At 37.8% G+C, this 6,470-nt stretch carries 7 protein-coding genes and 1 other annotated feature; all 7 genes read left to right on the forward strand.

What is annotated here, in order from left to right; translation table 11 throughout:
• Positions 1 to 23 precede the first annotated feature (23 nt).
• The 7 genes from HSISS3_RS11205 to ftsH all read left to right on the forward strand — a co-directional run bounded on the left by HSISS3_RS11205 (position 24) and on the right by ftsH (position 5,964).
• Entirely contained in the window at positions 24 to 290 is a 267-nt protein-coding gene (locus tag HSISS3_RS11205; protein WP_021152709.1) for an RNA-binding S4 domain-containing protein, read from the forward strand.
• Positions 283 to 654: an FtsB family cell division protein gene (locus tag HSISS3_RS11210; RefSeq protein WP_021152710.1), complete on the forward strand. Its 372-nt coding sequence runs from the start codon at positions 283 to 285 to the stop codon at positions 652 to 654. The genes HSISS3_RS11205 and HSISS3_RS11210 overlap by 8 nt, the downstream gene beginning before the upstream one ends.
• Positions 654 to 785, forward strand: a complete 132-nt coding sequence (locus tag HSISS3_RS11215) for an SP_0009 family protein (protein WP_021152711.1) — start codon at positions 654 to 656, stop codon at positions 783 to 785. The genes HSISS3_RS11210 and HSISS3_RS11215 overlap by 1 nt, the downstream gene beginning before the upstream one ends.
• The gene (locus tag HSISS3_RS11220; protein WP_021152712.1) at positions 782 to 2,074 is read left to right on the forward strand and encodes a serine hydrolase; all 1,293 of its coding nucleotides are present in this window, start codon (positions 782 to 784) and stop codon (positions 2,072 to 2,074) included. The genes HSISS3_RS11215 and HSISS3_RS11220 overlap by 4 nt, the downstream gene beginning before the upstream one ends.
• Positions 2,074 to 3,339: a tRNA lysidine(34) synthetase TilS gene (tilS, locus tag HSISS3_RS11225; protein ID WP_021152713.1), complete on the forward strand. Its 1,266-nt coding sequence runs from the start codon at positions 2,074 to 2,076 to the stop codon at positions 3,337 to 3,339. The genes HSISS3_RS11220 and tilS overlap by 1 nt, the downstream gene beginning before the upstream one ends.
• 80 nt (positions 3,340 to 3,419) lie before the next feature.
• Entirely contained in the window at positions 3,420 to 3,962 is a 543-nt protein-coding gene (hpt, locus tag HSISS3_RS11230) for a hypoxanthine phosphoribosyltransferase (RefSeq protein ID WP_021152714.1), read from the forward strand.
• A gap of 19 nt (positions 3,963 to 3,981) precedes the next feature.
• Positions 3,982 to 5,964: an ATP-dependent zinc metalloprotease FtsH gene (gene ftsH, locus HSISS3_RS11235; protein ID WP_021152715.1), complete on the forward strand. Its 1,983-nt coding sequence runs from the start codon at positions 3,982 to 3,984 to the stop codon at positions 5,962 to 5,964.
• A gap of 346 nt (positions 5,965 to 6,310) precedes the next feature.
• Positions 6,311 to 6,470 (forward strand) — a sequence feature (16S ribosomal RNA rRNA prediction is too short).

Consider the following 6,470-nt stretch of genomic DNA (forward strand, 5'->3'; position numbering starts at 1 on the left):
CTAACGAAAAGGAAATAATAATATTGAGATTAGACAAATATTTAAAAGTATCACGAATTATCAAACGTCGTCCAGTAGCTAAAGAAGTAGCTGATAAAGGACGTATAAAAGTGAATGGGGTGCTCGCTAAGTCATCCACGGATTTGAAAATTGGGGACCAGGTTGAAGTTCGTTTTGGAAATAAACTGCTGACTGTTTGTGTACTCGAAATGAAAGATAGTACTAAAAAAGAAGATGCGGCAAAAATGTATGAAATTATAAGTGAAACAAGGATTGAAGCAGATGAGTAAGAAGCCTAATATTGTACAACTTACGAACGATTACATAGATAATGCCAATCAAGAGCAACGTCTAGAGCGTGCTGAACACGAGCAGAGAAATCGCTTTATGGGATGGATTCTCTTTGTTGTTGTTTTACTCTTTATCTTGCCAACCTATAATCTGGTTGAGACCTATATGAATATTAAAAAACAAGAAAAAGAAGTTTTGTCACTTCAGAAAGACTATGAGAAATTGTCCACTCAGACAAAAGAACGAAAGGATTTGGCTAAAAAACTTAAGGATGATGCTTTCGCTGAGAAATATGCGCGTGCTAAATACTATTATTCACGTGAAGGAGAGTCTATCTATCCTGTCCCAAGCTTATTACCCTAATGAAAGATTTACTTAAGACTGTAGAAACTTTTTTAACCTACTCAGAAGCTAAGTTAGAGGAACTATCAGAAAAAAATCAAGAACTCAAAACAGATATACCAAGGAAAGTAGAGGTGAAGAAGCAGGCATGAAAAAGCTCCTTATAGCTGCAACCGTTGTGCTTGTATCTTCCAGCCCTTTAATCCTACTTCCTATGGAGAAAGAGCTAACTCTGACCTCAAAACAGGTCCAAAAGTTGACTCAAAACACTACAGTTAGTTTGAGTCAGTTTAAACAGATTCCTAAAAATCCAAGAACGGTAACAAGTATCCTAACTTATAAAAACAAGGAATTAACAGATTTTAAGGCCAATATTCAAGCAGATACCAAACTATCAATTTCTGCTATTTTTTGGAATGCTAAGGGTGAACCTGTTTTCCAACTTCAGGATGGTGATTATGTAGCCGCTAGTCAGCAATCAATTATTGATGATAGTGTCTATAATCAAAAACCAGTAGACATGACCTTCTGGACTAAAGATGCTTTATCAGTTTACAAAGAACCTTACGTTTTAGGGACTGAAAAAGCAGACTCTAAACTCGCTAGTTTCAAACCGATAAAGGTTAGCCGAGCTGCCCAGACGCATGCTGGAACTTATTATTTTGCAGATGGAGAAGGTTGGATCAATGCCTCTGACTTGTCAACTACTGATAATCGCATTGAGGCTGTTCAAAAAGTACTTAACGAGAAGTATAACAATCAAGAGCGCATCTCAGTTTATGTTAAGCAACTTGATACTGGAAAAATAGCAGCTATCAATGACGAAAAAAGCATGTATGCTGCTAGCGTAGCCAAGCTAGGTGTCCTCTATTATGCACAGGAACGTCTGTCGCATAAGAAATTATCTTTATCAGATGAGTACCAATATACCTCTGCTGTGAATGGATTCCCAGGTGCCTATGATCCAGATGGTTCTGGAAAAATCAGTAAAATGCCTGATGATAAAAATTATAGCTTGGAAAACCTGTTAAAGGCAGTAGCCCAAAACTCAGATAATGTAGCGACAAATATACTAGGGTATTATGTGGCTAATCAGTATGATTACTCCTTCCAAAAATCTGTAGATAGAGCCTCAGCGACCTCGTGGAATATGGATAAAAAGGAGTTGACTGCTAAAGCAGCAGGTACCCTGATGGAGTCTGTTTATAGGCAAAATGGGGATATTATCAATTATCTTTCAAGTACAGACTATGATGGCGAACGTATTTCAAAAAACATTGATGTTCCTGTTGCACATAAAATAGGAGATGCCTACGACTTTAAACATGATGTGGCAATTGTTTATACAGATTCACCCTTTATTCTATCGATTTTTACGGATAAAGAGGGCTATGACAAAATTACCTCAATTGCAGATGATGTTTATGGAATTTTAAGATAATGACAGAAAAATTGTTGCAAATGATGCAAGACAAAGGTTATTTTAACCAGCACAAGAAAATTTTAGTAGCAGTATCAGGTGGGGCAGACTCGATGAGTTTGCTGCACTTTTTGTATAACCATCAAAAAGACTTGGACATTCAGCTTGGGATTGCTCATATTAATCATAAACAACGACAAGAATCGGAGCATGAAGAAACGTATTTACGTCATTGGGCAAAGGAACATCAGATCTCTTTCCACTATAGTGCCTTCTCAGGAAAGTTTTCAGAAAATGCCGCCCGCACCTTTCGATATGAGTTTTTTCGGAGAGTTATGAAGGATTATGGTTACACTGCCCTTGTGACTGCGCATCATGCTGATGATCAGGCTGAGACGATTTTTATGAGACTTTTGAGAGGAAGTCGATTAAGACATTTGACAGGAATTTCAGCTGTAAGACCTTTTGGCACTGGTCAGATTATTCGTCCCTTTTTGCACCTCACCAAAGCTCAACTTCCAGAGACTTTCCATTTTGAAGATAAGAGTAATACTTCATTAGCCTATCTCCGGAATCGTATTAGACTATTCTATCTACCTACCTTATCTCAGGAAAATCTTAAATTCAAGGAGCATCTTTGTCTTTTATCCGAGGAGATTGGTCTTATGGAGCGAGCTCTAGAGGAGTTAACAAAGAATATTACTATCACTGATTTATCTGTTTTTCAACAACAGTCAGATGCTGTCCAACTCCTTCTTCTTCAGAATTATTTAGACTCCTTTCCTGAATTACAGCTTTCTAAAGGCCAATTTAATCAATTGTTAAGTTACTTAAGAAAAAAAGCTTCTGGAAAGGTGCCCCTAAAAAATGGTTATGAATTAGTCAAAACACAAACTGATTTCTTAATAAGGCAAGAAGAGTCTCTATCTTTATCTTCCCCTCGTCACTTAAAACTTGGAGAATCTATCACGTTTGAGGAGTACACATTGACTTTTTCGGAATTTAATGACAATTCTAACGTAGATTGTGTTAATATTTGGTCAGATTCTCCAATTACGATTCGTCATAGACAAAAAGGTGATAAGATTGACTTTGGTAGTCACCATAAAAAATTAAGACGACTTTTCATAGACAATAAAATTCCAGACAAGGAAAGACAAAAAGCTATTATAGGAGAACAAGATGGTCAGATTATCTTTCTTTATGTCTCCGGGCGTCTCTATTTGAAAAAAAATCCCGAAAATGCTATACTTTATGGCACTGTAGTCATTTATAAGAATTTCTAATCAAATACCATGTTTAAATAACGATGATTGAAGTAAAAGTGGTATAATAATACAATATTGACTTCGAGAAAGGGAACCCAATGTTAGAAAAAGACATTAAAAAAGTCCTCTTTTCCCAAGAGGATATCGTAGCTAAAACTAAAGAATTAGGTCAGCAATTAACAAAAGATTATGAAGGAAAAAATCCCCTTTTAGTCGGTGTTTTAAAAGGTGCTGTTCCATTTATGGCTGAACTTATCAAACATATCGATACACATCTTGAAATGGACTTTATGGTCGTTTCAAGTTATGGTGGTGGAATTGTCAGCAGTGGTGAGGTAAAGATACTTAAGGATGTTGATACCAATGTTGAAGGACGAGATATCATCTTTATTGAAGATATCATTGACACTGGACGTACCCTCCTTTACCTTCGAGATATGTTCAAATACCGTAAAGCAAACTCAGTAAAAATAGCAACTCTTTTTGATAAACCAGAAGGTCGCGTCGTTGACATTGAAGCTGATTATGTATGTTACGATGTTCCTAACGAATTTATTGTTGGTTTCGGACTAGACTATGACGAAAAGTACCGTAACCTTCCTTACGTTGGTGTTCTAAAAGAAGAGATTTATACAAAATAAGTAAAGGTCTAATTAGCTTATGAATAATAAAAATAATAATGGCTTCTTGCGGAATGCTTTCCTCTATATCTTAGTGATTATTGCAATCGTAACAGGAGTCCAGTATTTTGCTGGGGGAAGCCAAAGTCCAAGTCAATCACTGTCTTACACGCAGTTGGTTAATAAAATTAAAGATGGTAAGGTGAAATCAATCACCTATCAACCAAACGGTAGTATCATTGAGGTTAAAGGAAACTACAAAAAGGCCGAGAAGGTTGATACAGACCTTAGTTTACCATTTTTAGGTAGCGCTTCGTCAGAGACACGTAGCTTTACCTCAACAGTTCTTCAGAACGAAACAACAATGAAAACATTGCAATCGGCTTCAGAATCAGCTGATGTTAATGTTAAAATGATTCGTGAAAGTTCAAGTGGCACTTGGATATCGTATCTCTTTAGTTATATCCCTTTGATTGGTATTGCTATTTTCTTCATTTTTATGATGAATCAAGGTGGCAACCGAGGCGCCATGAATTTTGGTCGCAATCGTGCTAAAACACAATCAAAAGAGAATATTAAGGTTCGCTTTACAGATGTAGCGGGTGCAGAAGAAGAAAAAGAAGAACTCGTAGAAGTAGTCGATTTCCTCAAAAACCCACGTAAATACAAGGCTTTGGGAGCACGTATTCCTAAGGGGGTTCTTCTTGAGGGCCCTCCAGGAACAGGTAAAACTCTTCTTGCTAAGGCTGTGGCTGGTGAGGCAGATGTTCCCTTCTTCAGTATTTCAGGTTCTGATTTTGTAGAAATGTTTGTTGGTGTCGGAGCAAGTCGTGTTCGTAGCTTGTTTGAAGATGCTAAAAAGGCTGAGAGAGCTATCATCTTTATTGATGAAATTGATGCTGTTGGTCGTCGTCGTGGTACCGGAATGGGTGGTGGAAATGACGAACGTGAACAGACCCTCAACCAGTTGTTGATTGAAATGGATGGGTTTGATGGCAATGAGAATATTATTGTCATTGCTGCAACCAACCGTAGCGATGTTCTTGATCCAGCTCTATTGCGTCCAGGACGATTTGACCGTAAAGTTCTTGTTGGTCGCCCAGATGTAAAAGGTCGTGAAGCCATCTTGAAAGTCCATGCTAAGAATAAACCATTGGCTGAAGACGTTAACCTTAAGGTTGTTGCTCAGCAAACTCCAGGTTTTGTTGGAGCCGACCTAGAAAATGTTTTGAATGAGGCAGCTTTGGTTGCAGCGAGACGTAGTAAGACAAGGATTGATGCTAGCGATATTGATGAAGCGGAAGACCGTGTTATTGCTGGTCCTTCTAAGAAAGATCGTCAAGTATCTGAACACGAACGTAAAGTTGTGGCTTACCATGAAGCAGGACATACGATTGTTGGTCTAACCCTTTCTAGTGCTCGTGATGTTCATAAGGTTACTATTGTTCCTCGAGGTCGTGCAGGTGGATATATGATTTCTTTACCAAAAGAGGATCAAATGTTGTCATCTAAGGACGAGCTTAAAGAACAATTGGCAGGCCTTATGGGTGGACGTGTGGCAGAAGAAATTATCTTTAATGTTCAAACATCAGGTGCTTCAAATGACTTTGAGCAAGCAACACAATTAGCACGTGCAATGGTTACTGAATATGGTATGAGCGAAAAACTTGGACCAGTCCAATATGAAGGTAACCATGCTATGAATCCAGGTCAATTTACACCGGATAAGTCTTATTCAGCTCATACTGCCCAACTCATTGATGAAGAAATTCGATCACTTCTGGTTGAAGCACACGATAAAGCAGCTGAAATTATCAATGCAAACCGAGAAACACATGCTCTCATTGCAGAGGCTTTGCTTAAGTATGAAACACTCGACGCTGCACAGATTAAATCAATCTATAAAACTGGTAAAATGCCAGCAGATTCTCTTGAGGATTCTGACGAAGATAATCATGCTTTATCTTTTGATGAAGTCAAAGAGAGACTTGAAACAAAGAATAATAAAGATGAAGAAGAGTAGAGTGTTTACTCTTCTTTTTTATTGAATAAAAAAGTTACAAAAAAAGAAAATTAAAACTTTAAAAAAGTTATTGACAAGGTAAGCAAGAGATGATAATATGAATAGGCTACATCGGAGGATGAAGCTGAGACACGAGGAAGTTTGGAAAAAACTTTTCAAAAAGTGTTGACAAGATATTCTAGATTTGCTAGAATATAGGAGTTGTCTTAAGAGAGACAAAGACCTTTGAGAACTGAATAAGAAACCAAGTGCAGGGTTATGATAGAAGAAATTATAACCTGTCAATTTACAAGAAAAAAACGTCAGAAGACGGAAATGAGTTAACGCTCGAACGATTATTAAAGAATTTAATGAGAGTTTGATCCTGGCTCAGGACGAACGCTGGCGGCGTGCCTAATACATGCAAGTAGAACGCTGAAGAGAGGAGCTTGCTCTTCTTGGAAGAGTTGCGAACGGGTGAGTAACGCGTAGGTAACCTGCCTTGTAGCGGGGGATAACTATTTAGG

The sequence above is a fragment of the Streptococcus sp. HSISS3 genome (genome assembly GCF_000448605.1).
Taxonomy (GTDB): Bacteria; Bacillota; Bacilli; order Lactobacillales; family Streptococcaceae; genus Streptococcus; species Streptococcus raffinosi.